Origin of the sequence: Gordonia sp. 'Campus' (assembly GCF_022206305.1) — a bacterium.
In the GTDB taxonomy this organism is placed as follows: Bacteria; Actinomycetota; Actinomycetes; order Mycobacteriales; family Mycobacteriaceae; genus Gordonia.
In genome coordinates this window covers 231,001-255,951 of the sequence record NZ_JAKOIW010000006.1, presented here as the reverse complement: position 1 = coordinate 255,951, position 24,951 = coordinate 231,001, and the positions used below count along the sequence as shown (strand labels likewise).

The 24,951-nt window shown below is 65.8% G+C and carries 23 protein-coding genes and 1 tRNA gene; 11 read left to right on the top strand and 13 right to left on the bottom strand.

All coding sequences use genetic code 11. The features are described 5' to 3' along the window. Positions 1 to 1,085 precede the first annotated feature (1,085 nt). The 3 genes from MAY35_RS09490 to MAY35_RS09480 all read left to right on the top strand — a co-directional run bounded on the left by MAY35_RS09490 (position 1,086) and on the right by MAY35_RS09480 (position 2,908). A complete protein-coding gene (locus MAY35_RS09490; protein WP_238421017.1) occupies positions 1,086 to 1,604 on the top strand; it encodes an OsmC family protein in 519 nt (172 codons plus the stop codon). A gap of 128 nt (positions 1,605 to 1,732) precedes the next feature. Then, a complete protein-coding gene (locus MAY35_RS09485) occupies positions 1,733 to 2,155 on the top strand; it encodes a DUF3761 domain-containing protein (RefSeq protein ID WP_238421016.1) in 423 nt (140 codons plus the stop codon). Between the two features lie 27 nt (positions 2,156 to 2,182). After that, positions 2,183 to 2,908, top strand: a complete 726-nt coding sequence (locus MAY35_RS09480; protein WP_238421015.1) for a GNAT family N-acetyltransferase — start codon at positions 2,183 to 2,185, stop codon at positions 2,906 to 2,908. A 24-nt stretch (positions 2,909 to 2,932) separates the two neighbouring features. On the opposite strand, the gene MAY35_RS09475 is transcribed toward MAY35_RS09480, so the two are convergent. Further along, positions 2,933 to 3,853 (bottom strand): hypothetical protein, encoded by a 921-nt coding sequence (locus MAY35_RS09475; protein ID WP_238421014.1) that lies wholly within the window; start codon positions 3,851 to 3,853, stop codon positions 2,933 to 2,935. A 126-nt stretch (positions 3,854 to 3,979) separates the two neighbouring features. Here MAY35_RS09475 and MAY35_RS09470 point away from each other — a divergent pair, with 126 nt between their 5' ends. Beyond that, the gene (locus tag MAY35_RS09470; RefSeq protein ID WP_238421013.1) at positions 3,980 to 4,951 is read left to right on the top strand and encodes a hypothetical protein; all 972 of its coding nucleotides are present in this window, start codon (positions 3,980 to 3,982) and stop codon (positions 4,949 to 4,951) included. A gap of 61 nt (positions 4,952 to 5,012) precedes the next feature. Continuing rightward, positions 5,013 to 6,779, top strand: a complete 1,767-nt coding sequence (locus MAY35_RS09465) for a DUF3556 domain-containing protein (RefSeq protein ID WP_238421012.1) — start codon at positions 5,013 to 5,015, stop codon at positions 6,777 to 6,779. 41 nt (positions 6,780 to 6,820) lie between these two features. Here MAY35_RS09465 and MAY35_RS09460 read toward each other — a convergent pair whose 3' ends face one another. Next, complete coding sequence (locus MAY35_RS09460) at positions 6,821 to 7,780, bottom strand: DMT family transporter (protein ID WP_238421011.1); 960 nt, start codon at positions 7,778 to 7,780, stop codon at positions 6,821 to 6,823. A 36-nt stretch (positions 7,781 to 7,816) separates the two neighbouring features. Here MAY35_RS09460 and MAY35_RS09455 point away from each other — a divergent pair, with 36 nt between their 5' ends. The 3 genes from MAY35_RS09455 (at position 7,817) to MAY35_RS09445 (ending at position 10,753) form a co-directional block, all read left to right on the top strand. Continuing rightward, the gene (locus tag MAY35_RS09455) at positions 7,817 to 8,392 is read left to right on the top strand and encodes a TetR/AcrR family transcriptional regulator (RefSeq protein ID WP_238421010.1); all 576 of its coding nucleotides are present in this window, start codon (positions 7,817 to 7,819) and stop codon (positions 8,390 to 8,392) included. A 101-nt stretch (positions 8,393 to 8,493) separates the two neighbouring features. Continuing rightward, on the top strand, positions 8,494 to 8,973 hold the full coding sequence (locus MAY35_RS09450) for a hypothetical protein (RefSeq protein ID WP_238421009.1): 480 nt from the start codon (positions 8,494 to 8,496) through the stop codon (positions 8,971 to 8,973). Positions 8,974 to 9,016: 43 nt separating this feature from the next. Further along, positions 9,017 to 10,753 carry a SulP family inorganic anion transporter gene (locus tag MAY35_RS09445; protein ID WP_238421008.1) on the top strand — a complete coding sequence of 579 codons (1,737 nt, stop codon included), beginning with the start codon at positions 9,017 to 9,019 and terminating at the stop codon, positions 10,751 to 10,753. Between the two features lie 38 nt (positions 10,754 to 10,791). Here the strand turns inward: MAY35_RS09445 and MAY35_RS09440 are convergent, their stop codons facing one another. The 4 genes from MAY35_RS09440 to MAY35_RS09425 form a co-directional block, all read right to left on the bottom strand. After that, positions 10,792 to 12,099, bottom strand: a complete 1,308-nt coding sequence (locus MAY35_RS09440) for a CdaR family transcriptional regulator (protein WP_238421007.1) — start codon at positions 12,097 to 12,099, stop codon at positions 10,792 to 10,794. Then, the gene (locus MAY35_RS09435) at positions 12,096 to 13,517 is read right to left on the bottom strand and encodes an NAD(P)/FAD-dependent oxidoreductase (protein WP_238421006.1); all 1,422 of its coding nucleotides are present in this window, start codon (positions 13,515 to 13,517) and stop codon (positions 12,096 to 12,098) included. The genes MAY35_RS09440 and MAY35_RS09435 overlap by 4 nt, the downstream gene beginning before the upstream one ends. Continuing rightward, entirely contained in the window at positions 13,514 to 15,376 is a 1,863-nt protein-coding gene (locus tag MAY35_RS09430) for a DUF3556 domain-containing protein (protein ID WP_238421005.1), read from the bottom strand. The genes MAY35_RS09435 and MAY35_RS09430 overlap by 4 nt, the downstream gene beginning before the upstream one ends. A 149-nt stretch (positions 15,377 to 15,525) precedes the next feature. Next, positions 15,526 to 17,019 (bottom strand): class I adenylate-forming enzyme family protein, encoded by a 1,494-nt coding sequence (locus tag MAY35_RS09425; protein WP_238421004.1) that lies wholly within the window; start codon positions 17,017 to 17,019, stop codon positions 15,526 to 15,528. A 244-nt stretch (positions 17,020 to 17,263) separates the two neighbouring features. Here MAY35_RS09425 and MAY35_RS09420 point away from each other — a divergent pair, with 244 nt between their 5' ends. Continuing rightward, positions 17,264 to 18,769, top strand: coding sequence for a sigma factor-like helix-turn-helix DNA-binding protein (locus MAY35_RS09420; protein ID WP_238421003.1), 1,506 nt, complete (start codon positions 17,264 to 17,266; stop codon positions 18,767 to 18,769). On the opposite strand, the gene MAY35_RS09415 is transcribed toward MAY35_RS09420, so the two are convergent. Next, complete coding sequence (locus tag MAY35_RS09415) at positions 18,674 to 19,474, bottom strand: AMP-binding protein (protein WP_238421002.1); 801 nt, start codon at positions 19,472 to 19,474, stop codon at positions 18,674 to 18,676. The genes MAY35_RS09420 and MAY35_RS09415 overlap by 96 nt on opposite strands. 288 nt (positions 19,475 to 19,762) lie before the next feature. Here MAY35_RS09415 and MAY35_RS09410 point away from each other — a divergent pair, with 288 nt between their 5' ends. Then, a complete protein-coding gene (locus MAY35_RS09410) occupies positions 19,763 to 20,431 on the top strand; it encodes an MspA family porin (RefSeq protein ID WP_238421001.1) in 669 nt (222 codons plus the stop codon). Between the two features lie 61 nt (positions 20,432 to 20,492). After that, positions 20,493 to 21,167, top strand: coding sequence for an MspA family porin (locus MAY35_RS09405; protein ID WP_238421000.1), 675 nt, complete (start codon positions 20,493 to 20,495; stop codon positions 21,165 to 21,167). Between the two features lie 598 nt (positions 21,168 to 21,765). Here the strand turns inward: MAY35_RS09405 and MAY35_RS09400 are convergent. The 6 genes from MAY35_RS09400 to MAY35_RS09375 form a co-directional block, all read right to left on the bottom strand. After that, positions 21,766 to 22,407: a DUF3558 family protein gene (locus tag MAY35_RS09400; RefSeq protein WP_238420999.1), complete on the bottom strand. Its 642-nt coding sequence runs from the start codon at positions 22,405 to 22,407 to the stop codon at positions 21,766 to 21,768. A 513-nt stretch (positions 22,408 to 22,920) separates the two neighbouring features. Then, positions 22,921 to 23,011: transfer RNA gene (locus MAY35_RS09395), tRNA-Ser, on the bottom strand. A gap of 77 nt (positions 23,012 to 23,088) precedes the next feature. Then, positions 23,089 to 23,298, bottom strand: a complete 210-nt coding sequence (locus MAY35_RS09390) for a CsbD family protein (RefSeq protein ID WP_238420998.1) — start codon at positions 23,296 to 23,298, stop codon at positions 23,089 to 23,091. Between the two features lie 151 nt (positions 23,299 to 23,449). Next, a complete protein-coding gene (locus MAY35_RS09385; RefSeq protein WP_238420997.1) occupies positions 23,450 to 23,719 on the bottom strand; it encodes a hypothetical protein in 270 nt (89 codons plus the stop codon). 123 nt (positions 23,720 to 23,842) lie between these two features. Continuing rightward, positions 23,843 to 24,307: a nucleoside deaminase gene (locus MAY35_RS09380; RefSeq protein WP_238420996.1), complete on the bottom strand. Its 465-nt coding sequence runs from the start codon at positions 24,305 to 24,307 to the stop codon at positions 23,843 to 23,845. Between the two features lie 23 nt (positions 24,308 to 24,330). Next, a complete protein-coding gene (locus tag MAY35_RS09375; RefSeq protein WP_238420995.1) occupies positions 24,331 to 24,873 on the bottom strand; it encodes a tRNA adenosine deaminase-associated protein in 543 nt (180 codons plus the stop codon). Between the last annotated feature and the right edge of the window lie 78 nt (positions 24,874 to 24,951).

Sequence of the window (24,951 nt, the reverse complement as noted above, 5' to 3'; positions counted from 1 at the left end):
TCGGCTGTAGCAGACGCGCCGTTCACAACAACCGAGTTGACGACACCGCCCCAACCTTCGCCTACTCCCCCGCGCACCACCGGGGCCACTCCGTCCGCCGTCAATGAGGTATCGATCATGCCGAACGTCGTATGTATGAACTTGCAAGCTGCACAGAATGCGATCCAATCGGCTGGGGTCTTCTTCTCGCGTAGTGAAGATGCCACAGGTCGTGGGAGATCACAGATGGTCGACAGCAACTGGATTGTCGTCGGTCAAACCCCCAGCCCCGGAACCCCTTTCACCGAAGGTGAGGCGGTTCTCTCCGCAGTGAAGATCGGTGAGCCCAATCCGTGTTGACCGATGTCAAACGCGCCGTTCACCCTCTAGTGGCGGTAGGAGTGGCGCTCCTCGTGATGACAGGATGCGCAACCGATCGTTCTGCGACGGTCGAATCCAGTGCAAGTAGCGCCGTCACATCAACGACGTTCTCGAGCGTCAGCGTCGCGCCGGCGCCATCACCGTCTCGTTCCGCCGTGCTGACGACCGCCGCCCCCTCGATAGTCCCTACCCCCGCAGTGCCCGTCGTCGCCGAGGGCGCGGAGTGCGGTCCGCGCGGAGCAACGGCGCAGTTCTCGGATGGCGCCGTTGCCTTTTGCTCACGACTGGCAGGCACCGACGGTGCGGTCTGGTCCCGCTCTGCAGGCGTCGCGCCGAATCCGGGCCTGCCGACGACACCTGTCGGACCGTCCCCAGGAGATCGTTGTATCGGCGCAGATATCGGACGCACCGCTACAGATGCCGCCGGAAACTCGATCGTTTGTGACAACTATCAGTGGCGACTGGACTCCGGCCAGGAACCCACCCATCCCTGGGCCGATGGGCAGCGGGAGTGGACCGAGTGCCTCGAGACGCACAGTGTCGAGCGATGTCGCGAGATCCACGGTAGTTGAACGTATCCCCCAATCTAGGATCCCCCGCCGATCGCGCAGGATGATCCTCTTCGCGACCAGTTCCAAGTGTTCGGCTCACCGTGATGCAGAACATCGTCGTACTCGGCGGTGCCGGTTAGCTTCGACCGCAATCGAACTGCGCGAAGGAGCACCATGACCGAGACCGCCACCCGCCTCAACGACGTCGATATCGCTGCCGTGGGGCAGCTCGTCGAGGCCATCCGGGCAGATGCGACGAAAGCGCAGACGACGTGGGCAGCGCACGTCCAGTGGAATGGCGCATTCGCATCAGAGGCCCGGGTCCGCACCTTCTCACCCTTGGCATCGGACGAGCCCGCAGCCCTCGGTGGAGGCGACGCCGCGCCGAACCCGGTTGAACAACTCCTCGGCGCTCTCGGCAACTGCCTCGCAGTCGGTTACGCCGCAAACGCGACACTCGCAGGCATCGAGCTCAAAGACCTGCGCATCGACCTGAAGGGCGACGTCGACCTGCACGTCTTCCTCGGGCTCAGCGAGGGCCACGCCGGATTCAGTTCCATCACCGCCAAGGTGACCATCGAGTCCGACGCCCCGCGCGAGAAGCTCGACGAGCTGCACGCGAAGGTCAAGGCGAGTTCGCCGGTCGGGCACACCCTCGCGAGCGCGGTGCCGGTGGAGATCATCGCGAGCTGAGCTCACCGCGGTGGTACGACGGCGCCGGCCACGGAAGCTGCCCGGGCCTTGTCCTTCGAACGAAGGATTCGTGACGAATGCGCTCGATTAGCTATCGTCAGTGGCCGCGCGTCGTCGAAGATGCCCTGATGCGGAAGATGACTGTGCGGCGGCTGTTGATGAATTTCGCCGCAATCCTTGCTCTGTCCTTCGGACTCGTCGTAGGAGGAGCTGCGGGCCTCGGTGCGCCCGCGCATGCCGACCCAGCCCTCCACCAGGTGGACTACAGCTGCGGTTCGGGGAACTACCGCAACTCAGACGGACGCTGCACACCCGGCCCGGACAGCTCACCGACTGGCATCCGATGCAAGGACGGCACCTACAGCCACGCCGAGACTCGACAGGGCGCGTGCTCCCGACACGGCGGCATCGCCGATGATTCCGGAACCGCCGGCACCAGCGGCAGCGACGACGGTGGCAGCTCGGACCTGGGAGTCGGCAGCGCAGTGGTCGGCAGTTCGGTGATCGGCGCAGCCTTCCTGGGCGCGCTGCTGTTCGGCAGCAGCAGCTGACTCAGTCACTGCGAGTACTGTCGCCGTGTGGTCGACCGTAGCCTCGACGAGTCTTTACCGGAGCAGGAAGTCTCCGTTCACGCAGTGCTCGACAACCCCGCTCTGGCCGCGCTGACGGGACCGCACGCACACTTTGCGCAGCGCCGCGGTGCCGCACTGCGGTACGACCCCGACGTCTGCCCGGTTGCTGCCCTTCCGAATGAGCCGACGGCTCGTGACTGGAGAGACGCCGCGGATCTCGTCGGACCGGGCGGTTCCCTGTTCTCCTTCGTCGTCGCCGACGCTCCTCCCGCCGACTGGGACACGACGATGGACCGCGCCGGTGTGCAGATGATCGATGCAGGTGTCGACGTCGGGGCGGACGACGAGGCCGTGCGACTGACGGCCGCAGACGTGCCGGAGATGAGCGACCTGGTTCGACGCACCAGGCCCGGTCCGTTCCGCCCGCGCACCATCGAGATGGGTACATATCTGGGTATCCGCCGTGACGGGCGGCTCATCGCCATGGGCGGAGAGAGGCTGAGCATTCCGGGGCACACCGAGATCAGCGCCGTCTGCACCGATCCGGACTTTCGCGGTCACGGCTTGGCGTCGCGGCTCGTACTCGCTCTCGCACAAGGTATCCGAGATTGCGGCAACACCCCGATCCTCCACGCCGACGCCGAGAACGTCGGCGCAATACGCCTGTACGAGCAGCTCGGTTTCGCTGTGCGCAAGCCGGTTCGGTTCCAGATCGTCGTCGCTCCGCACTGAGAGCCGGGTCTTACGTAGACGAATTCAGTTGCTCTCCAGCGACTTCGCCAGCGGCGCAATCTCGTCGAGATAGATCGATGCCAGGACGTCGGATTCGTCGGCCAGGTCACGCACGCGATCGCCTTCCGCGCGATCCCACTCGGCGCTCACGACGTGCTCGAACTCATTTATTTCACTGACCCGGTCAAGCCAGGCCTGCTTGTCCTGCCGCAGCTGGATGCGATGAACGATCCGTTCGTAGTCGGCGAAGGCCTCCAGACGCCGCACGAGACCGTCGAGGCGTCCGGACAACAGCGTCGACTTCTCGGCGAACGTCGCGACCACGTCCGCGTCGGCACCGAGGTCCCCCTTCGGCGCATCACCGAGAATGGCCAATTGGTCGCGGAGTCCCGCTGCCGCGGTGGTGATCGAGGTGACCTCTCCGACGAGGTCGACCCGCACGGAGTGCCTGTCGAAGAAGTCGAGCTCCCACGCCGGATGTCCACTGACCCGGTCTGCGACCACGCCGGCTGTCCATGCGATCTGTCCCACCTGATCGTTGCGCAGCCGATCGACGTCGGCGGGGTCCAACGGGTGGTCACCCCGCTCGCCGAGCCACAGATCCGTTGCGAGTCGCACGAACTCCCGCGCGGCAGTCGATTCGTCCGTGGGAGCGGTATCCGCGTCGAGCCGTTCCTGAATCGCCTGACACGCGGCCCACCGCCGACCCTGCGCCAGACGCATCGCGTCGACGAGGCCGCCCAGCAGATCGGGTGCGGGGACGTCGGACGACCCAGGCACAGGGGCGACGGCGACATCGTGGCTCGCGTCGGCGGATCGTCGACGCCGGAAGGCCTCGCGCATGCCGCCGAACATCGCCGTGAACGCCCCGATCGCCATGCCCAGGAGCACGACGAGCGCCACCGCCATGACCACCACGAAGACGGCAATCACGACGTACACCATTCATCCAGTAGACCACGCCTCGCACAGACGGTGGTCGTTTCCTGTGCAGGTCAGCGGGCACTCGAAGTTGTCGGGAACCGGTGCCTACCCTCGACTCCACAACCCACCTGCCGCGGAGGTCCACCGATGTCCCCCACCCTCGCCGATCACCAGCTCGACTTCGCGTTTCCCGACGTCCACGCCGATGCCCGCCTGCTCGTCACCGTGCATCGCACACTGCGCGTTCCCGACGACGACACGACCTACGGCCTGCCTCCGGGGTTGGGCCTGTTCCACCTCACGGGTGCCGACAGCGTCCGGCACGATGCCCTCGGATGGTCCGCCACCGACGCCCTGCTGCCCATGTGGCAGGCGGAGGCCGCATGGTTTCGGTTCTCCTCACCGAGCGGTTACCCCTTCCTCGTCCGCATGTCGATGGGCGGAGTCAATGCGGTGACCGGTGAGGACTTCGCCGACGAGGTCGACTTCGAGACCGAGGACTACTTCGAGGTTCCCGAGCAACCGTGGCTCGACGGTTTTCGCGTCGATGACAAGACCGTCCGCCAGTTCGTCGCGATGCCCCTCGGGTCCGGGTACACCGCAGCGGAGCAACTCGCAGGCGCCGACGACGGTGCAGTCCGCATCCAGGTGACTCCGCTCCGAGCGTCGAAGTGGAGAAAGCGCGTCGCCACTCGACGTGCCGCCCCGCAACAGCTCACGAGCTTCGACGCACTGGGCATCGTGCCGGCTCCCGCAAGCGCGTGGTCGATGGGTATGGGCGCCGGCGGGTCGATCACGCAGTCGATTGCGACGCCGATCGAACCGCAGAAGAACTGGAACACCGACGCCACTTCAGCGGCCACCCTGCGCATCGTCAACAGCGCCGACTGGCAGGCGCTGACGGGAACCGACCCACACCATCGACCGCCGACCATCACCGAATACCAGCAGCACGGTTATCCCTGGTTCGAGTGGTACGACGATTCGCTCGCCCGCCGAGGCGAGTCCAAGCTGTCCGGGTTGAAGACGGTTCGGGAGATCGGCGAGGAGCGGGGCGAGCATCCACTCCCGGACAACGCGAGCTTCGACCCCCCGAAGCCTCACGTCGTGGGGCCGTGAGACCCGACCGGATCAGCGAATACCCACCAAGCAAGCACTTGGTTTGCTAGGTTCTGCGGCGATGGGATTCCTGAAACAGGCCACCCCGGACATCGACTTCGCAACCTGGAGTCAGGGCAGTCGGGCGGAGAAGATCCGCCCGATGGCTCGACACTGGGCCGAAGTGGGGTTCGGGACGCCGGTCGCCCTGCACCTGTTCTACGTCGGCAAGATCCTCGCCTACATCCTCATCGGCTGGGCGGTGGTCGTCAGCACGCCCGGCGTCGACGGCATCTTCGACGTCACCGCCTGGTACAACGAGCCGATCGTCTTCCAGAAGGTCGTGCTGTACACGATGCTGTTCGAGGTCGTGGGGCTCGGCTGCGGTTTCGGCCCGCTGAACAACCGGTTCTTCCCGCCCCTGGGGTCGATCCTGTACTGGTTGCGCCCGAAGACCATTCGGCAACCACCGTGGCCGCGTATCCCGCTGACCGCCGGGGACAGTCGCAGTCCCGTCGACGTCGCGCTGTACGGCGCGCTTCTCGTCGTCATCGCAGTCGCGCTGTTCAGTTCGGGCACCGGCGCGATCCCCGAGCTCGGCACCTCGGTCGGGGTACTGCCGGTCTGGCAGATCTGGACCATCCTCGGCCTGCTGGCCGCGATCGGCCTGCGGGACAAGACGGTGTTCCTCGCAGCCCGCGGGGAGGTGTACGGCGCACTCACCGTGACATTCCTGTTCAGCGGCGTCGACATGATCATCGCCGCCAAACTGATCTTCCTGTGCATCTGGCTGGGCGCCGCGACGTCGAAGTTGAACAAGCACTTCCCGTTCGTCATCGCCACGATGATGTCGAACAATCCCATCTGGAGATCGCCGAAGATCAAGCGCAAGTTCTTCGAGAACTTCCCCGACGACCTCCGGCCCGGCCGACGCTCGCGCTGGATCGCCCACTTCTCCACCGCCATCGAAGGACTCGTTCCTCTGGTCTTGTTCTTCTCGCACGGCGGTTGGGTCACCGCGATCGCGGCGGCGATCATGCTCATCTTCCACTTCGGCATCCTGTCGTCGATCCCCATGGGGGTGCCGCTCGAGTGGAACGTCTTCATGATGTTCGGCATCCTCGCGCTCTTCGTCGGGCACCCGGGAATCGGACTCGAGGACCTCCAATCGCCCTGGCCACTAGTTCTTTTCGCGGTGTCCGTCGCGACGGTCGTCGTCGGCAACCTGGTCCCGCGCAAGGTGTCGTTCCTACCGGGCATGCGGTACTACGCGGGCAACTGGGACACCGGGTTGTGGTGCATCAAGCCGTCCGCCTCGGCGAAGATCGAGAAGGGGATCGTGGCCATCGCATCGATGCCGGCCGCCCAACTCGAACGGTTCTACGGGAGTCCCGAAGCCGCTCAGATCCCGCTGTACATGGGTTATGCGTTCCGGTCCTTCAACAGTCACGGACGGGCGCTGTTCACGCTGGCGCATCGTGCGATGGCGGGCACCCCTGAGGAGCACTATGTGCTCACCGACGGCGAACGGATCTGCAGCACGGCGATGGGGTGGAATTTCGGCGACGGCCACCTGTCGAACGAACAACTCATCGAATCACTCCAGCGGCGTTGCCGATTCGAGCCCGGTGAGGTTCGGATCGTCTTGCTCGACGCTCAGCCGATTCACCGTCAAACGCAGGAGTACCGCCTCGTCGATCCGGCGGTCGGCGAATTCGAGCGCGGATACGTGCGCGTCGCCGACCTTGTCACAAGACAGCCATGGGACGACCAGGTGCCGGTCACGGTGACGTGGCGGGACGACGGCGCGATCCCGGGGATGACAGATGGGGCAGTCTCGTCCGATTAGCGGACCACACTGCCGCAACGGTTCCAACGTCACCCGAGACCTCACCGCGCAACTCCGGCCACCTCCTTCGCCGCCATCCCTCCGTCCGCCGGCCGCTCGGCCGCCCCGCAATTGACCACCCACGTGGCCCCACACGCCATCGCCAGCCCGAGAGCCGTTGTCCAGGTGAACGGTTCGTCGTACATGGCGGCTCCCCACAGTGCGGTCACCGGCGGCATCAAGAACATCAGGGTGTTGACTGAGGTCACCCCCGATCGTCGGAGCAGCACCCAGTACAACCCATAACCACCGAGGGTGGACAGAATGGTCAGCCATGCGATCGCCACCCAGAACGTGCCGGCCATCGGGGGCACCGCGACTCCGGCGACAACGCCTGCAACCGTGAAGATCACCGCCGACGCCCCGCAGTGGATGGCGAGGATGACAGTCGGTGCGGGTGCGTCGATGACGCGTCGCTCCAGGAAGGTCGCCACCACCAGACTTGCCATCCCCACCAGCGGTACCAGGTAGGCCCACCAAGGCGCGCCCTCCGACGACGAGGCGTCCGCCCACGTGACCAGCACGACCCCAGCGGCACCGACCATCAGACCCCACCATTGGCGACCGCGCGTCACCGCGCCGAGAATCGGGCCGGCCAGCGCGGCGACCACCAATGGTTGCACCCCGTCGATGAGTGCGGTGGTGCCCGTGCTGACCCCGAGAGAGATCGCCCAGTACACGGTCACGGTGTACCCGCACTGCGACAACACTCCGATCACCAGCTGTAACCCGAACTGCCGCCACGACATCGGCGGCAGTCGTCGACGGCGCGACAGCACCCACAGCGCCGCTCCGAGCACGGCCGCGATGGCCAGAAACCGCCACATCAGGATCGTCAGAACCGGCGCCTGGTCGGCCCCCAGCTTGGCGCCGATGAACCCCGACGACCAGCACAGGACGAACACCGCGGACATCGCGAAGGTCAGCCATCGGGCAGGTATACCGATCGGTGAAGTACGCATGTGGGTGACTTTACAGATCGGTGTAGTATTTGTCAGGTGACGACGACTCACGAAGTGGAATGGACACCGAAGGCCCGCCAGATCCTGGACGCCGCCTCCGGGTTGTTCTACGAGCGCGGAATCCATGCGGTCGGCGTGGACACCATCGCCGCAGAAGCCGGGGTCACCAAGCGCACGCTCTACGACCGGTTCGGTTCCAAGGAACAACTGGTCGTCGAATACCTGCGGGCACGGAACACGGCATGGCACGCGTTCCTACAGTCGCGACTCGACGCAGCGTCGAGCCAACCGGCAGCGCAACTCGCGGCCGTGTTCGACGCCACGCGCGACTGGGCCGCCGAACGTGGTCACAAGGGGTGCGCAATGATCAACGCGCACGCCGAGATCAGCGATCCGACGCATCCCGCATATCCCATCATCGTGGGACAGAAGAAGGAGCTGCTCGAGCTGCTGACCGCCATCGCCGACGCCACCACAGCCCCGCGAGAAGTGGCCCGGCGACTGCTGATCCTGCATGAGGGCGCCCTTGTGAGCGCCGGCCTCGGTGTGGAGCCGGAGGCTTTCGACATCGCCCGCGATCTGGCGCTCCGCGTGCTCGCCGACGCGATTTGATGATCTCTTAACGCGTTATCGTGTTCCGCTACAACGTGTTGCGGAGTAGATCTGGTCCGGTGACACTGTTCGACCAATTGCCCTCCCTCCGAAGGATCACCGTGACCAGAACGTTCGACAGTCAGATCTGGGGATCATCTCTGCGCGCCACCGGCTCGGATGTGATCGCCGGGGACATCTCGCTGCGCGAAGAATCGTTGCATCGTCGAATCGCCTTCTACCTCGACGACGACGGCCTGCCGGTGTGCCAGTCGCTGTGCCCGACCTCGGTGTGGTTCCCGACGCTGGTCACCCGACTCACCTCGGTCACCGTCGCCAACGGGCGCGCGGTGTTGCACGTCGACGCCTCGCTGCCGCTGCATTCGTCTCTGCTGGACGTGGCCTTCCCGGGCACACACCTCGCCGGCGCGACGATGGCCGACATCACCGTCGTCGACCTCTCCCGGCATCGAAGAACTCTGCACGCCGAGCTCCCGGCGCATCTCGTCGTGACGGGCACGATCGCCCTCGCCCTGTCTTCCGTGCAGCAGTTCCCGGCACCCTTGCCCGGACGGGAGGCGCCCACGGTCGCCACAACCTGAGCGATCGCGGACGAACCCGGCGGGCAGGGACCATAATCGCGGCATGCGACCGGGTGCGGTGTCACGGCTTCTCCCAGGGTGGGGCGTGCTCCGCTCCTACGAGAGGTCGTGGCTCAAGGGGGACCTCGTCGCCGGGATGGTGCTGACGGCGTTGCTGATCCCGGCAGGTATGGGGTATGCCGAAGTCGCCGGCCTTCCACCGGTGACCGGCCTGTACGCGACGGTCATCCCCTTGCTCGTCTATGCGGTTGTGGGTCCCTCACGCATTCTCGTGCTCGGTCCCGATTCTTCGCTGGCACCGATCATCGCCGCATCGATCATCCCGTTGGCCGCCTTCGACGCCGAACGTGTCGCGCTCGCAGGCGTACTCGCCATCGAGGTCGGGCTGGTCCTGGCGGTCGGCGGCCTGCTGAAGCTCGGGTTCGTCACCGACCTGCTGTCCAAACCGATTCGCATCGGCTATCTGAACGGGATTGCCCTGGTCGTCATCCTGAGTCAGCTGCCGAAGCTGTTGGGTTTCAGCGTCGACGGGGATTCCGTGCTCGAGGAGGCGACGGGCATCGTCACCGCGATCGGCGCGGGCGAGACCGAAGCACTGGCGTCGAGCATCGGCGTCACCTGTCTGGTCACCATCTTCGCGTTGCGTCTGTGGCGCAGGGCGATTCCCGGTGTCTTGATCGCCGTCGTGGGTGCGATCGCGGTCGTCGCGACCTTCGGATGGTCTGACGATCTACCGGTCGTCGGCGCGATGCCGCGTGGCCTGCCGTCACCGTCGCTGGAGGGGATCACCGTCGACGACGTGATCAGCCTGATCGGCCCGGCGGTGGGCATCGCGCTGATCGCCTTCGCCGACACCAGCGTGTTGTCAAGAACATTCGCGGCGCGTGCCGGTGACACCGTCGACGGCAGCCAGGAAATGTCGGCCATCGGAACCGCCAACATCGCCACCGGATTCCTCAGCGGCTTCGCCATCTCGGCATCGTCGTCACGCACACCGGTCGCCGAACAGGCCGGGGCCAAAACCCAGCTGGCCGCGGTCGTCGGTGCGCTGCTGATCATCGTCTTCATCTTCGCCGCCCCGGGGGTGACCGCCTATCTGCCGTCGGCCGCACTGGCCGCCGTGGTCATCGCCGCGGCGATCTCGCTCATCGACATCTCCGGGGTCGTGAAATTGTTCCGCGCCAACTGGATCGAGGGCGCGCTGTCGGTGGCGGCGTTCCTGGGCGTCGCGCTCATCGGTGTCCTGGAGGGCATCCTGATCGCGATCGGATTGTCGTTCATCGCCTTCGTGAACCTCGCCTGGCGCCCCTATCGGACCGAGCTGGGTCGGGTGCCCGGCCTCCGCGGTTACCACGACGTCACCCGATACCCCGCGGCCGAGCGAATCGAGGGAGTACTCATCGTCCGCTTCGACGCCGCACTGTTCTTCGCCAACGGCGGCATCTTCGACGACTTCGTCCGCGGCAAGGTCAAAGAGGCGCGATCGGCTGGGAGGCGGGTGCACACCGTGATCGTCGCGGCGGAACCCATCGTCGACATCGACGCCACCGCCGTGGACGAGCTCGTCGAGCTCGACGACTACCTTCGTCTGCACGGGATCACCCTCATCCTGGCGGAGATGAAAGACCCGGTGCGCGATCAACTTCGGCGCTACGACCTCCGCATCGACGGGAAGCCGCGGTTCGACGATTCCCGGTTCGCACCGACGACCGGTGCGAAGATCGACGAGATCACCGGCACCCTGCGCCGCGACATCGAGAAGCAGGACGACGGGGCCTGACACCGCGACATCGGGCGTCGACGCTCAACACGCGAAGATCACCGGCCGAGGAATTCGCGCACCGTCAGCGCCAGAGCGAGATCCAGCCGGTCGAGGTCCGCCGGGACCTCGGCGAGCGCCTTGCCGACGCGATACTTCACCGTATTGCGGTGGAGGTTGAGCCGTTCGGCGGTGTGGAGGTGGCTCTCTCTGGTGGCGAAGTACACGGACAGTGTCTCTCGCAGCATGTTCGCGTTCGGGGCGTCCTCGGCGAGCCCGCGGAGGACTTCGTCGACCCACGCCCGGGTCGACTCGAGGTTCTGCGCCAGCAGGGACACCACGGCCACACCCCGGTCTCCGAATCCGATCACCCGATCCGCCGCGCCACCCGGCATGGTCGCCACCGAGTAGGCGGCGCGTGCCTGCTCGTGAGTTCGCCGAAATCCTCGTGCCCCGGATGCGGGCAGTCCCACCGCGACTCGGATCCCTGCCGGCACGGTCGAGCGCACGGCGACCACTGATGAGTCGTCGGTGATGTCTCGTCCGACCAACGGAATCCAGGCCCAGACCGTCGACCGGTCGATCGCGGTGACGATCGGCGGGGCGCCCCCGCCCAGCCTGGTACCGGTTTCACGGGCCGTACGGGTGAGCGCGACCAGTTCGCGGGGTTCATCATCGGATGACCAGAGGATGAGCGCGAGGTGCCGTCGGTCGAGCGCGTAACCGGTCTCGGACTCGAAGGCCCGCTCATCGGGTTCGGCGCTGTCGAGGAAAGAGTGGATGGCCGCTGATTGCACGTTGCCCTCGACGCCGAGCCACCGTCGGCGTTCATCCTCGTACGCCTCGAACACGTACAAGGAGATCCAATCGATGTAACCAGACAACACATCGGAGATGTGCCGGGTCAACGCCATCGATTGTCCGGCGTCGAGGTCCAGATCCTCGACCAGGGAATAACATTCACGCATCACGCTGTTCTGCCCCAGGTGGTAGGCACGCACGAGCGAGTTCGACGGCACGTCCCGTTGCGCCAGACGCAGCGCGTATTCTACTGCGGCGGTGGTCGGTTGCAGGTGTTCGATCGGAATGTCGTTTGCCAGCACGTGGATGATCGTCGAGACGTTGCCGTGCACGCTCGCCTCGAGCAACTCCACGAGCTTGGGATCGGTGTCGAGCTGATCGATCTCCCGGGCCATCATGGCACTCAACTCGGAGACGATGTCGGACACGTTCTCCTGCAATGTCTTCGCGATCACGGCCGCCTGCTCGAGCAGTTCGGACCCGGCCGCCGCGGGCACTCCGGCCAGTCGGTCGCGCGCGGCGTTGCCCGCTGTCCACAGCGCACGCGACGATCGCGAGGCGGTCATCGTCGCGACCGTGCGTACCGCAATGCCGACTCGGCGGCGTGATACCCACACAACCCGTGGATACCGGCACCGGGCGGACTGGCCTGAGAACAGATGTAGACGCCCGGTACGCCAATTGCGTACGGGTCGAGCGCTGCACGGGGTCGCAGGACCATCTGCAGGCCGTCGTTCGCTCCGCCGATGATGTCCCCACCCGCGAAGTTGGCGTTCGACGTGTGGAGTTGTTCGGTGCCCGTGCTGGTCGTCGCCACGATCCGGTCGCGGAATCCCGGTGCGAACCTCTCTATCTGCGCAACGATCTGCTCGGTGGCATCACCGTCGAAACCACGAGGGACGTGCGCGTAGGCGTAGATCGGATTGATGCCACCAGCACTGCGACCGGGATCGGCGATGTACTGCTGACCGAGCAGGACGAACGGCCGTGGGACCATCACGCCGGCCGCTCGCTGTCGTTCGGTGTGGGCGATCTCCGCGAAACTCCCGCCGAGGTGCACTGTCCCGGCGCGCAGGCATTCCGGATTCGACCACGGGATGTCCCCGTCGATCGCGAAGTCGACCTTGTACGCCGACGACCCGATTCGATAACGCCGGTAGGAACGGCGAATTCGAGCCGGCATCTCGTCGCCGAAGATCGAGAGCACCTGCGCCGGAGACAGGTCCAGCAGCGTGATGTCCGCTCGCGGCAGGTCGGCACGCGAACTCACCCGGACACCGGTCTCGATCTTGCCGCCCGAATCCCGCAGTGCACCGACGATCGCAGCGGTGATCGCTCCGGAACCGCCCTCGGCCACCGGCCATCCGTAGCGGTGCCCGCTCGCGGCGATCATGAGCCCGAGTGACGCGGTGAGCGGACGGTCCAACCGAGAGAACAGGTGTGCCGCAATCCCGCCGTACAGCGCGCGGCCACGCTCGGTACGGAACCAACGCGCGAGCACGGTGGCCGGCAGGATGGCTCGCGGGCCGAACGATGCGAGGCGAATCGGGTGACCGGGCATGTGCACAATCGGGCGGAGCAGATCGTCGCCGAGATCGTCGAAGTGCTCGGCCAGATCACCGAACATCGTCTGCCAGCGCGATCCGTCGGCGCCCAGTCCCGCCGCGGTGGCACCGATCGACCGGAACAACAGTCCGGCGTCGCCGGAATCGAGCGGGTGTGCGCAGTCGGCGTCGGGCCACTTCCACACCAGCCCGTACCGCTCGAGACCGACCTCCGCCCAGAACGGCGATCCCACGCCCAGCGGATGAAAGGCTGAACAGTGGTCGTGGATGACGCCCGGTACCGTCAGTTCGCCCGACCGGGCCCCACCACCGACATCCTCGGCCGCCTCCAGGACCTGCACGTCGACACCGTTGCGCGCCAGGTGCAGAGCGGCGGCGAGCCCGTTGGGCCCGCCGCCGACCACGACAGCTGTGGTCACTGCGGCGCCTGATCGGTCAGCGGGACCGGTGTCGCGCTGCGGTCATCGGAGCGCATCTGCGGTTCATGCACCACCTCAGGATCGGTGACCGCGCGGCGAGCGTCAACGTCGAGAGTCCAGTCGACCTGGAACGGGATGGGGCCGTTGGGCAGCCACGGCTGCTCGTTCACCGCGTCGACCACCCGGTAGGTTCCGGTCTCGATGACGCCCAGCGCCGCATCGATCACCTTGAACCGCTGCGTGCCCCGATGGATCGGCTGGGACTCGATCCAGGCCACCGTGAACTCGCCCGGCGCGAAGCCGCACCGCTTCTGAAGCGCTGCGATGAGACGCTCGTCATGGAGATGCCCGTCACCGAAGTTGAAGGCCACCAGCGAGTTACACGAGAACTCCGCCTCCCGCAGCGTGTAGGTGTCGATGTCGGATCCGAGATGACGGATCATCAGCGAGTAGAGCGCGCGCCCCTGGCTGTGCATCGAACGCCAGGCCAGCAACTGGTGCATCACGACATCGGCCACCTCGGCCGGGTACGAGGCGAGGAGCTGGGTGCGGGTGTTCTTCGCGGGCCGCACGACGTGCTGGTCGAGCTTCTCCTCGGCACCGGGTGCGAAAGCCCACGTGGCCGACGCCCAGTTCCCCGCGTACTGGCGCATCGACGGGAGGAACGAGACCAGGTCCGGACGGAGGTTGCCGAGCACGGGGAAGAAGCAGAGCGCGGCGGCGATCAGCACCAACGCCCACGGCATCGACGTGTCGGACAGCGCGTAACCGTCCCAGGCCGGAAATCCGAGGAACAGGAACACCGAGGCGTACGCGAAGAGCAGGTTCCATTCGAGCGGAACGGCCAGTGGGAACGTCGACAGGATGAAGAAGTGGAAGCACACCATGAGGACGACCGCGGCCACGGTGAGCGATTTGCTCGTCGAGAACAGCAAGACCAGTGGGGTGACGACCTCGACGATGGTGCCCAGGACGTGCCCGACGCCGCCGGCCAGCTTCGACGGCCGCATGTCCTCGGGGAAGTCGCGATAGTGTGCCCGCTTGATCTTCTTGCTCGGCAGCCACGGGGTGTTCGACAGCATCGGTGGGATCACCATCGAGAAGTGGTGCCCCAGCTTGGAGATACCAGCACCGACCCACACCGACACGATGAGCAGTTTGAGAGCAAGGATCATGTCGACGAAGGGCAGGAAGCCGAAGAAGATCATCGCCGGGAGGTACTGCTCGGAGCGAGCCGCGATGAAGATGACCTTGTCTCGCAGGCCGATCACGACGAACAGCGCGATGAGCGGGTACATCAGAACGGGGTTCACCAGTCCCTGGTTGTCTGCCACCACCGAGTCCAGCGAGTTCGACGCGATACCCGGGAGTGCGATCGCGACAACAAGATTCGCGAGGATGAGTGCATAGACCGCGGTGTCGAACGCGGTGCGGGAGTCACCCTTGGTGAAGGGCACCTTGCCGGGCCACGGTGGGAGCCGGATCGTCTGTGGCCGCAGCCAGTACAGGAAACCGCCGGTCATCGGTTTGAAATGCCCGGCCAGCGGACCCCAGGACCCTCCGATGCCCATGACCTCCACAAGCACGGTCCACAAGACCAGCTTCTGATAGACGATCGGCTGGTTCCACCACTCGGTCACATGCAGCGGGCTGAGTCCGGACGTCAGCGTCGCGAGCACGATCCCGACACCGCCGTAGAAGACGAAGACCTTCATCAGATAGATCAGGTGGACCATCTTCGGCGTGCCGAAGCCGTGATCGGCCCAGTGTGCTCCCAGTACGCGGATCCGATCGAAGAACGGCCGCTGGAGAAATGTCTCCGGGTCGACTTGGGGGAAGTCGGGTTGGGTGAGTCCCATTGGTGCACACTCCTTGTCGTGTGATTGTCTCGGTCGTGGTGTGGCTGTGTCGGTTGTGGTGTGGGTGGGACCGGCATCGACGGTCTCGGCGCGCGGGTCTCCGGCTCGGCGTCCGCAGCGGGACGCCGGGATCGGGCCGAATCTGGGGGTCAGATGGGTTGCGGACTGCGGAGGCCGGACCGCAGCGCCGGTTTGTCGATCTTCCCGACCGGATTGCGCGGCAGTTGGTCCACGACGTGGATTGTGCTCGGCTGCTTGATCTTTGCCAGCCGTCCGGCGAGGTGACCGGCCAGCTCCTCCGCGTCGACACCACGGTCTGGGTAGGCGACGACGAACGCGACGGGCAACTCGCCGTAGAGTTCGTCGGGTGCGCCCACGACCGCGCACTCGAGCACGTCGGGATGCGTCGCGAGTGCGTTCTCGATCTCCTTGGGGTAGATGTTCTCCCCGCCGCGGATGATCATGTCCTTGATGCGGTCCACGAGGGTGAGGTATCCGTCCTCGTCGAGGCGGCCCACATCGCCGGTGCGCAGCCGGCCGTCGACGATGGCCGACGCGGTTGCCTCCGGTCGGTTCAGGTAGCCGCGCATGACGTTCGGCCCACTGATGACGACTTCACCGATCTCACCGGTGGGCACCTCGGTGCCCTGTTCGTCGACGATGGAGATCCGTTGACCCGGGAGCGCGGGGCCCACCGTCCCGAGTTTGCGTATTCCGGCAACCGGATTACAGGCCGACGCACAGGTGCCCTCGGTCAGGCCGTAGCCCTCGACGACAGGTATCCCGAAGGCGCCCTCGACCCGATCGAGCAGCTCTTTCGAGATCGGTGCGGCCCCGCAGACCGCAAACCGGAGAGACCGGGTGGCCTCGGCCGTCAGACCGTCCTGCGACACGAGAAGCGCGTAAATGGTCGGTACGGCGGAAAAGTATGTCGGGGCCAGGCGTGCGACGTCGTCGAAGAACCGTGACGGCGAGAATTTTCCGGTGATGCTCAGCTGTCCGCCCGCGAGCATCGGCGCCAGGAAGCTCACGCAGATGGCGTTCACGTGGAACAGCGGCAGCACCAGGAGGGCATGGTCGGCCGCGGTGAGACCGAAATGGGTGACCATCGTCGTAGCCATGTAGTGCAGGTTGTCGTGCGACAACCGGACACCCTTGGGTCTGCCGGTGGAGCCGGAAGTGTAGATGAGCAAGGCGTCGTCGTCGCCGGCCGGTGACCTCGAGCCTCGCCAGTTCGCGCTCGGCGCCGCCGCCAACTCCTCCACGTCGAACCGGGCACGGCCGAACCCCAGTTCTGCTGCGCGGGTGCCGATGACGACCCGTGCTCCCGCATCCGCCAGCTGATACTCGGCTTCCTCGAGGGTGAATGCCGGGTTGACCGGAGTGGCGACCGCACCGATCCGCCATGCCGCCATCAGAGTGACCAGCAGTTCGATCCGGTTGGGCAGAAAGGTCGCCACGACGTCCCCGGCTCGAACGCCACCACGGCTCAGTTGTTCGGCGACACCCTCGACGCGCCGTGCGAAACCGGCGTAGTCCAGGGCGACCTCGTCATCGCGAACACACGGGGCGTCGGCGCGATGGGTCAGGTCCCATGCGAAGTACGTGCTGGTCACCGGGCTTGCCTCCAAGATCGTCGTCATCGATGTGATCCAGAACACTATGAAAGTGAGGGCCGGACGGAAACGGTCGCGGAGGCCAGACTTCCTCCCGACCTTTGTGCTCGGGGGATAATCCGACAGCGGACGCCGTCGGTCCGGTCAAGCACTACGTGCGTGGCGTCCCGGTAGCCTGTGGGGTGCTCCGCCCAGGCCCTCGCGAGCGTTCCCGAACCCGAGACGGCATCGTTGTACCGCCGTCACCAGACCTGCTGAGAAAGCACCACCCATGACCGCGCATGCCAACGGACCCGTTTCGACGAGACGGTCGCCGGACGACAGGCGCGCGCTCGACGCGATCGCCGCCTTCGACGCCGGACTGTCCGACCAGGAGCGGCTGGTGCTGACCGAGCGCATCTACGCTGCCAACCCTCGCACGCAGTCGGAGGTCGCTGACCTCCTCGGGCTGTCCCGCGAGCGGGTCACCCAGATCGATCGCTCCACACGACATCGCCTGGCCGCGTTGATCGACGCGGACCCGGCTCTCTCCGAGCTGTGGGCGATGATCAACCGCCGGGCCGCTCCGGTCGCGGACGCCGCTGCACTCATGGCGGACTCGACGCTCGCCGGGATACCGGTGGGCGACGTCGAAGCCCCGTGCTGGCGGGTGGTGGCCGCGGCGTCGGGCCTGCGGACGAGCGAGAACTGGATCATCAGGGGCAGCTTGCGCTCGGTCGCCGAGTTCACGAAGTCGGCTGTGTCGGCGGCGGCGCGCCCCGGCGAGGTGGCTCCCGTCGTCACCATCGCGGATCACCTCGGCCTGTCCCCAGATTCGACCGCGCGGTGGTTGCGGAGGGTGGGATACGAACTACTCGACGACCACGCTGTCGCCATCCGGTCGACGACCGGTGAGATCATCGTCGCGGCGCTGTCGATACGCGGCACGCCGTTGACCTTCGACGAGATCGTCGACGCGACGTCGGCGATCCCACGTGCCCACAACAGTATTCGAAACGCCTTCACATCTGACGCGCGTATCGTCAAGACCGACCGCACCCGCTACGGCCTCGCCGAGTGGGGCCTTCCCCGATACGAGTCGGTCCATCTGCAGATCGATGCGATTCTCTCCGACCGCGACGGGGCCGTGCCCCTCGACGACATCATCGCGACGATCCGCGGTCGTCACGACGTCAGCGAGGCCACGATCCGCGCGTACGCCGGGGCGGGCGAATTCCAGATCCGCGGTGGCGTGGTCACCCGACGTGAGCGGCCGCATCGGCCCCGGCGGACCCCCGGACGGACCCGCGGTCTGTACCGCGAGGACGACGCCGTGCACTGGGCCACGACGATCACGCCCGCGCAATGTCGCGGAACAGGATTCAATATCCCCAGTGCTCTCGCCGGCGTCCTCGGCATCGGCCCCGGCACACCGATCAGCCTCGAGACCCCGCTGGGACCACAGACTTTCACGTGGGCGTCGGTTCAGGCCCGGTCGGGTTCGATCAAGCGGTTCATCGACGCACTCGAACTCACCGCGGGGGCGGCGGTGTTCCTCGACTTCGGACCGGACACCTTCGCCGTTCGGCGAGCCGAGCACTCCGGGGCGTCACCCACCTCCGCCATCCTGACTCGGCTGGGGCGGCGTCCGGAACGCGTCGCCAGGCCCCGACTCACCCGAATACTCGCGGAATCGCTCTGGTTACCAACGGATTCCACTACCGACCGAATTATCGACCTCCTCGTCAGTCGTCGCGAGACCGACCTCGCCGACCGGGTCGTCTCCGCGCTGCACTGAGGCCTCCAGCACCCGGTCATAGAGCGGCGGGGCACCCCAGTCGGGGACCCCGAAGGGTGCGTCGACCGCCACGCACGCGCCGGCCGACGCGCACGCGAGAATCCGGACCATCGTCTCGCGGGTGCCGAGATCACCTTCGAGTCGCACACGGGCACCCCGACGCAATCCGTCGTCGTCCTCGGCCATCCACTCTGCCTCGGCGATGAGTTGACCAGCGGTGGAGGGTGATCCGGATTCGAGGTCGGCGTCGAGGCCACCCTCGTTCCGAAGCACCTCGGACGCCCCGAGCGCAGCGAGGACGAAGTCGTCGGCGACGCGGTACATCTGGCGACAGTGATGCTCGGGCGCAGTGGCTTCGATCAGATCCTCGACGTCGACGCACTGATCGACATGAGCGAGCACGAACGCGATGTCGCCCGGATCGGCCGGTTCGCACTGCGGACGTAGAGCGATCGGAACCGTGACAGCGTCGGCTTCCAGCAGCGAATGCCAGGCGAGCACGAACTCCCAGCCCGTGCGGATCGCGAGACCCACCCGACTCCCCGCGGTGACCCCGCAGGAGGCCAGTTGCTCGGCCATCCATTCCACGGACTCGTAGAACCGTTCGAAATCGATGACGGCGTCACCGGCGTGCACCGCCGGTAGCGCGCCGTGGGTGTCGTGGGCGGCGCTCAGCAGCGAACACGAAGCCGACGTCTGACTCACACATCCCCGAACGTGCAGCGAGTCCGGTTGCAGTGCAGCCGAGCTCGGACAACTCGCGAGCGACTCCGCCAACTCGCGCCAGCATGAGCCCTCGCCTTGCGGAGGTTAGGCTACCTTTACCAGGCGCCCGGTGTCCAGTGCCTACATAGTTTTTCACTCATCTATTACTTAGGGTACGTTCACCTACGATCCCCCCTGCCGCAGCTGACAGGTCATCCCCCTGCGATGAGTCCCGACGCGATTGCGACAACCCGTTTCTGAACGTCAATGACACGAGGAGAGCATTAGATGACACAACGAACCATGCGGGCCGTCGGATTGTCCGCACTCATCGGCGGCTCGGTGTCCGCCGCACTGCTCGCGGGCGCCGCGTCGGCCGGCGCGGACGCGTTCGTCCGGCTTCCGGACGGCACCGCGACCGGCGAGGGCATCCGTATCGTCCGGTCCGACGAGAGCGCACGAGTCTCGGCGTCGATGGCCGCCAACGGCGTGGCGCGAACGACCTGGGTCAGCGGTCAGATCACCCTGTACGCACCGCATCTGAAGCCCGCCAAGGCCGGACCCAGCGCCGGCGCCGCCGGTGAGACCACGATGCCCGGCAGCAACGGCACGGCCACCAACGGAGCGGCCGCGACGCTGTCGACCGGTTACATCGTCGGATGCCAGGTGAACATCAAGGGCCTGCAAGGCGGGCTGTCCGGAACGATCACCCCCACCGCGCCGACGGTGTCGGGCAGCCTGACCGTCCCCCTGGCTGCCGGTGACGTCACATTCGTGGTGCTGACCAGCAAGAACATCGAGAAGCCCGGCACCTACCACCTCGGTTACGACGACGCCCAGATCGACGTCCAGAACTGTGGCGGGTATGCGCAAGCTCGCGCGTTCACCACCATCGAGACGACCGGCGAGGTGCATCAGAAGGTGAATCTCTACGGCAAGCCGTTCTCCATCGGCTGATGTCGCCGTCGACTTCCCACAACCGTTGCATCACAATTACATTCGCTGAATCGAGGCTCTCATGACCATCTCCGGACAACGACTCCGACGCGCTGCCCTCACCGGAACCGCCGTCGCTTGCGCGACACTGTTCCCCCTGACGGTCGGCGCCACCGCCGACGCCGACACGACCACCAAGCTGCCAGGGCAGACACTGACAAAGAAGATTGCCGACGGCACGACCGTCACCATCACCCGCTCCAACGAGTCCGCGCGCGTGAACCCGTCGATGGGCGGCACCCCTCTGCACCGAAATGCCTGGGTGTCAGGCAAGTACGTGGTGTCGAGCTCGGATCCGACCGCGCAGCTCGGCGTCGCCGCCGGTTACGTCGTCGGTTGCCAGCTCACCCTGGGCGGCAATTCCACCACCAAGGGCGGCGGCTCCGCTCCGCAGTACGACCTGCAGAGCGCCACCGTCACCGCCGAGACCGGCGCCGGGGTGACCATCGGCCCCGGCCAGGCAGCCAACTACGTGATCAACGATCGCGAGTACAAGGACGCCTTCGGCGCCGCGGGACACTCGTCGTCGATCAGCTTCACCGGCGGCAAGGGCACTCTCGCCTACACCAACGAGACGATGATGGTGAACGGCTGCGCGGGCTACGCCCAGGCGCGGTCCTACGCGAAGATCAGCATCTCCACCGAGCGCGCGACACAGAGCGTCACCCTGTGGGGCAAGCCCTTCAGCCTCGGCTGACGGCAATCCGCAGTTGGGCGGTTCGATCGCGTTGTGGTTTTTCCCGGATTCCGGGTGGAATCGCAACGTGATTGGAGGCGCTGCACTCGAAGCGTTACCCGGGGAACCCTCCAGCCAGGGGTGACGGGTCGTATCGACCCTCTCACAACAACCACTGGTCACGCCTTTGGCGTGGCCAGTGGTTGTGTGTTGTGAGGAGGTTGCAGTCGGAGCCCTATTGATGCGGGGGCCTTCGGGACTCCGGGCTCTTAGGTCCAAGGTCTTCGAGGACAACCGTCCGCGCCGGACGCGTATCCGCACCCCCTGAGCCAGAACCGCCGGCGCGTGTCATGTCTACGACCGCGCGCTCGACCAACGCGCAGACTTCCAGACGTCATTTCGTCGACGCGACTTCGATCGAGGTCGCTTTGACGAAATGAGGTCTGGAAGTCTGCAATTGGGCCGGTCACCTGCACTAAATGGGGTTGCCCCCGCGGCCCTCCAGCGAGGGGTGACGGGTCGAAGGGAACCTCAGACAACAGCCGCTGGTCACGCCTTGGGCGTGGCCAGCGGTTTCGTGTTGAATAGGCGATCTAACAGAGCCCGCTAGCCTGACTATCTACTTCGGAATTCCCAAAATCGATTCGCGTAGTAACCGGATCGCGCGGGCACAAACTTGCTCTATATCAGGGCCGCCCACATAACTGATATCGAAGCCCGTTGTTACGAGTGCATGGTTTGATACAACCAATGCCTCGCACCTGACGTTGTCAGTTGCATTGACCGCAACCTGACGACCATCGATCACCAAGTCCGGATACCAGACGCCGTAGTCATTCTCGCGTTTGTAGTCTTTCAAATCACGCACATCGCGTGATAGATCACCGACGAACTGAAAAGCTACTGCGTGCTGCCCATCGACGAGGTCCCACTGACAGCCACGTAGTGTCTGAAAGTTTGAGAGTGCGGCATCCCTCACGCTACGAGCGACGATTCCGTTTCTTTTAAGGGTCTCCTCTTGTAGACCCGTACACGGTTCATACTCTGTTTCGTCGTTGTTCACGTTCCAGCGATCCGGAAATGTCGTCGTAAACGGCAACCGACGCCCACTGGCGTCCGTCTGGCGAATGGCTACTTCAGCACTCTGCGTCTCGCTGGAATCACTGGTCGGCTCCGGCTGACCCGAAACCCCGCACGCAAGGGTGCCAGCTGAGACGACGGCGAAGAAGAAGCCGATAGCCGCCGTTTTGAGGCTACCCATCGAAAGTCTGACCATTATCTATTCGCGCGATTTCGTCGCCCGCACGCTCGCACTGACGAGCTACCAATTCCGCGGCGTTCTGCTGATGCAACAGTCGCGTCGAGAGCGAATCTAGGGCGCCGCGGAGCCCCACATAAACTGTGTCTCCTTCCACACAATCCCCGAAGACGTTGGAGCGGAGGACGCCCCTGAGGGCATCGCGAGCCATGCGCAACTCCGCCGCCGCATCCCCCGCCACAGCTGCACGACGTTCCCATTGGGCCTGCTCCGACCTCAGGACGTAGCCCCGCGCGGGTGGGATCGGCGCCGAAGTCGGGCCCGGTAGCGATTGGTCCGGGTACGGTGCGGTCACTGCTCCCCCTCGCGCGCTCGTGGTGGCTCCCCAGCCACACCGGGGAACAGACTAACCCGTCGAGTACCGGTCGTCTCCGGCTGCGCGCTTGCTGTGAATCGGCGGGCGGAGTCCAGATACGAGAATGGCCTCCCGTCTGCGAAGACGGGAGGCCCATTCTCTGGCGGTGGCGGAGGGATTTGAACCCTCGGTACGGGGTTACCGCACACAGCATTTCGAGTGCTGCACCTTCGGCCGCTCGGACACGCCACCGCCGAAGACTGTACCGCAGTCAGTCGGTCAGGCTTAAATTGCCTGGTCAGAGTGGCCGGATCGGGTGCAGCGAGGCTCTAGTGGCCGGTCAGCTTGTTCTTGACGTCGTCGACCTTGCCCTTGACGGCGTCGGCGGCGTCGGCGATCTTCTGCTTGCCCTGGGCCTGCGCCTGGTCGCCCTTGCCCTCGTTCTTGAGGTCCTGGTTGTCGGTGAGGCTGCCGGCGGCTTCCTTGCCGCGGCCCTTCAGCTCTTCGGCCTTGTTCTGTGCGTCGTCAGTGGTTCCCATGAAGCCTCCTCGATAGGGTTCGGCCTACCGGCCGAGTGGAAGAACTCGGCGACGTTCGTCGCGCCATGGCTCGACGCCACCGCCGCCGCTCAGGAGCTGACTCCTGATTCCCACCGTGCCACAGGACCATGCAGGTCTGCAGAACCGCAGGTCAGCGGCTGTTGAACTTCTGGGACACCTCGTTGATCTTGTCCTTGGCCGTGCTGAACGCTTCTTGGACCTTGTCGTTCTCGGCGAGCTCGTTCAGCTTGTCCTTGGCGGTGCCGAGGGCCTCCTGAACCTGCTTGCTCTCCACGAACTCGTCGATCTTGTCGCGGGCGGTGCCCAGAGCTTCCTGCACCTTGCCGCTCTCGGCGAACTCGTTGATCTTGGTCTTGGCGGTGTCGAAGGCGGCGCTCACCTTGTCGGCGGGTTCGGTCATGACTGCTCCTCGCAGGTCGGGGACTCTCGCCTCCAATCTGCCAGAGCCGCCCGACGCCGACCATCGGTCACGACCCTGAGATGTCACCGATCTTCGGCGCCACCGACCCCGAGGGCGCCCAGGTCAGGGTGAGCGGCGTTTCGCGAAGAAGTCGACCATGAGGGCGCGGCACTCGTCCTCGAGCACGCCGCCCTTCACCTGCGGTCGATGCGAGAGCCGGGGATCGCGCACCACGTCCCACAGCGAGCCCACAGCACCCGTCTTGGGCTCCCAGGCACCGAACACGAGGGTCTCCACCCTGGCCAGCGTGATGGCCCCGGCGCACATCGTGCACGGCTCGACGGTGACCGCGATCGTGCAGCCCGGCAGTCGCCAGCCGTCGCCGAAGGCGAGGGCCGCGGCGCGCAGGGCCAACAACTCGGCATGGGCGGTCGGGTCCCCGTCGGCTTCCCGACGGTTGGCCGCACGGGCGAGCTCGACACCCTCGGGGTCGAACACGACAGCCCCGATGGGGACGTCGTCGGACCCGGAGAGCGTCGCCGCATCGAGCGCGGAGAGGATCATCGGCTCCCAGCGGCGCGCATTCATCGCGTGGTCGGCGACGTACCCGGTCAGTGACCGAGCGAGTCGAGGACCTTGCCCAGCTCGTCCGCGAAGCCCAGTCGGGCCGCGATCATCCCGAGCTGCTCATCGGCGTACAGATCGGTGTCCCCGACGATGATGCTCATGACCGCGTCGGGCAGACCCAGATCGGCGAGCACGCCGAGGTCGCCCTCTTCCCACGGGTCGATCTGATCGAGTTCGTCCGGGTCGATGTCGGGCACCTCGACGTTCAGCGCGTCGAGGACGTCGACGGCGATGTCGTAGTCCACGGAGGCGGTCGCGTCGGACAGCAACAGGTGCGCGCCCGACGGCGCGGGACGGATGATGACGAAGAACTCGTCATCGACGTCGAGCAGGCCGAACACTGCGCCGGCCGAACGCAGCTCACGCAATTGCGTTTCGGCGTCTTCGAGATCGGTCAGGGCGGACGGCTTCATCGCCGAGACCTTCCACCCGCCCTCGTCGCGGACCACCGCCACGGCAAAACCGTCGATGTCGTCGTCCGCGTCCTGCGCGTTCGACCCCGACTTCCCAATTCCGGCACCGGCCATGCAGCAAACCGTAGCCCCTATCACCTGTACTCCCAAGTCCCGGTTCACCGGTCCCGACCGGTGTGGGAACGTGTCAGG

Excerpts from the sequence above, each read along its gene's own strand:
- MAY35_RS09375 (WP_238420995.1), bottom strand. The coding sequence starts at position 24,873 with ATGGCCGGTGCCGGAATTGGGAAGTCGGGGTCGAACGCGCAGGACGCG.
- MAY35_RS09405 (WP_238421000.1), top strand. The coding sequence starts at position 20,493 with ATGACCATCTCCGGACAACGACTCCGACGCGCTGCCCTCACCGGAACC.
- MAY35_RS09490 (WP_238421017.1), top strand. The coding sequence starts at position 1,086 with ATGACCGAGACCGCCACCCGCCTCAACGACGTCGATATCGCTGCCGTG.
- MAY35_RS09425 (WP_238421004.1), bottom strand. The coding sequence starts at position 17,019 with ATGACGACGATCTTGGAGGCAAGCCCGGTGACCAGCACGTACTTCGCA.
- MAY35_RS09400 (WP_238420999.1), bottom strand. The coding sequence starts at position 22,407 with ATGGGTAGCCTCAAAACGGCGGCTATCGGCTTCTTCTTCGCCGTCGTC.
- MAY35_RS09410 (WP_238421001.1), top strand. The coding sequence starts at position 19,763 with ATGACACAACGAACCATGCGGGCCGTCGGATTGTCCGCACTCATCGGC.
- MAY35_RS09465 (WP_238421012.1), top strand. The coding sequence starts at position 5,013 with ATGGGATTCCTGAAACAGGCCACCCCGGACATCGACTTCGCAACCTGG.
- MAY35_RS09470 (WP_238421013.1), top strand. The coding sequence starts at position 3,980 with ATGTCCCCCACCCTCGCCGATCACCAGCTCGACTTCGCGTTTCCCGAC.
- MAY35_RS09445 (WP_238421008.1), top strand. The coding sequence starts at position 9,017 with ATGCGACCGGGTGCGGTGTCACGGCTTCTCCCAGGGTGGGGCGTGCTC.
- MAY35_RS09430 (WP_238421005.1), bottom strand. The coding sequence starts at position 15,376 with ATGGGACTCACCCAACCCGACTTCCCCCAAGTCGACCCGGAGACATTT.
- MAY35_RS09440 (WP_238421007.1), bottom strand. The coding sequence starts at position 12,099 with ATGACCGCCTCGCGATCGTCGCGTGCGCTGTGGACAGCGGGCAACGCC.
- MAY35_RS09385 (WP_238420997.1), bottom strand. The coding sequence starts at position 23,719 with ATGACCGAACCCGCCGACAAGGTGAGCGCCGCCTTCGACACCGCCAAG.
- MAY35_RS09420 (WP_238421003.1), top strand. The coding sequence starts at position 17,264 with ATGACCGCGCATGCCAACGGACCCGTTTCGACGAGACGGTCGCCGGAC.
- MAY35_RS09475 (WP_238421014.1), bottom strand. The coding sequence starts at position 3,853 with ATGGTGTACGTCGTGATTGCCGTCTTCGTGGTGGTCATGGCGGTGGCG.
- MAY35_RS09390 (WP_238420998.1), bottom strand. The coding sequence starts at position 23,298 with ATGGGAACCACTGACGACGCACAGAACAAGGCCGAAGAGCTGAAGGGC.
- MAY35_RS09380 (WP_238420996.1), bottom strand. The coding sequence starts at position 24,307 with ATGAATGCGCGCCGCTGGGAGCCGATGATCCTCTCCGCGCTCGATGCG.
- MAY35_RS09460 (WP_238421011.1), bottom strand. The coding sequence starts at position 7,780 with ATGCGTACTTCACCGATCGGTATACCTGCCCGATGGCTGACCTTCGCG.
- MAY35_RS09485 (WP_238421016.1), top strand. The coding sequence starts at position 1,733 with ATGCGGAAGATGACTGTGCGGCGGCTGTTGATGAATTTCGCCGCAATC.